Here is a 581-nt window from a genome sequence, read left to right as displayed (position 1 = left end):
TGCCTCCCCAATAAGGTCCCTGCACTGCCGGCACAGTTCCGGACCGAACAGCGGCACCAACCTCACCACCAGCCCATGCCCATACGGCAGGACTCAAAGGAACACCTTGAACATGACGAACAACCGCCATACCAGCGCCCCGGAGGTCGTTCCCGCGCACGGGTCAGAAACCCCCACCGCCCTCGAGGACCTCGACCTCACACCGGACGGCCTAGCCGACGCCCCCGCCCACCAAATGGACCTCGAAAGCCTCGTCCATACCGGAAACAGCTAGGAACCGGCCCTGACATGACCACGTCACAGACCTTCGAATTAATCGTCATCATTTTCAACCCCAACAGCACCGGTGACGCGCCTAAACTCGCCGAGCAACTCCGCTCCAGACTCGCGGACCTCCTCCCCTACGCTGCGGACATCCGGCTCCAGCCCACCGCTCACGCCGGCCACGCCGTAGACCTGGCCAGGGAAGCTGCCCGGAGCGCCCGGGATGTGCTGGTTGTCTCGGTCAGCGGGGACGGCGGCTATAACGAAGTGGTCAACGGTGTGATGCACAGCGGCAACCCGAACGCCGTGTGCGCCGT

At 64.2% G+C, this 581-nt stretch carries 2 protein-coding genes; both read left to right on the top strand.

Annotation, left to right across the window (positions count from 1 at the left end; genetic code table 11):
* Positions 1-112: 112 nt before the first annotated feature.
* Positions 113-274 carry a hypothetical protein gene (locus CXQ88_RS22085; protein ID WP_181037658.1) on the top strand — a complete coding sequence of 54 codons (162 nt, stop codon included), beginning with the start codon at positions 113-115 and terminating at the stop codon, positions 272-274.
* Between the two features lie 14 nt (positions 275-288).
* Positions 289-581 (top strand): acylglycerol kinase family protein (locus CXQ88_RS21455; RefSeq protein ID WP_181037657.1); only part of this gene is annotated, 293 nt, incomplete at its 3' end.

Source organism: Arthrobacter sp. ZGTC412, from assembly GCF_002929215.1.
Classification (GTDB): Bacteria; Actinomycetota; Actinomycetes; order Actinomycetales; family Micrococcaceae; genus Arthrobacter.
The sequence above is the reverse complement of the archived record's forward strand: the minus strand, read 5'-3'. Positions and strand labels throughout refer to the sequence as shown.

Excerpts from the sequence above, each read along its gene's own strand:
- CXQ88_RS22085 (WP_181037658.1), top strand. The coding sequence starts at position 113 with ATGACGAACAACCGCCATACCAGCGCCCCGGAGGTCGTTCCCGCGCAC.